Annotated in this window: 1 protein-coding gene; it reads right to left on the bottom strand. The window is 51.1% G+C overall.

The annotated features are described in order from the left end of the window. On the bottom strand, positions 1-279 hold a 279-nt coding region (locus tag LZP73_RS21035), incomplete at its 3' end, for an NAD(P)(+) transhydrogenase (Re/Si-specific) subunit beta (RefSeq protein ID WP_234236941.1). Between the last annotated feature and the right edge of the window lies 1 nt (position 280).

Genomic DNA, 280 nt, shown 5'->3' with positions numbered 1-280 from the left:
CAGATAGCTGTTAAAACCAACCAGCACTGCCGCCAGACCCACGAAGCTATGCAGGATCGCCACCAGTTCTGGCATTTCGGTCATTTCAACTTTCTTCGCCAGACGGATACCAATTGCCCCACCAATGACCATAGCCAGCAAGATCCAGCCAACATTACCCGTATCCGGTCCAAAAATGGTTGCGATTAACGCAATCGCCATCCCGGCGATACCGAAGTTGTTACCCTGGCGAGACGTTTCATGTTTCGAAAGACCGGCCAGACTGAAGATAAACAGGATC

The organism is Shewanella sp. AS16, assembly GCF_021412365.1.
Lineage (GTDB): Bacteria > Pseudomonadota > Gammaproteobacteria > Enterobacterales > Shewanellaceae > Shewanella > Shewanella salipaludis.
Note: the sequence above shows the minus strand (reverse complement) of the source record. Positions and strands in the feature narration are given on the sequence as shown.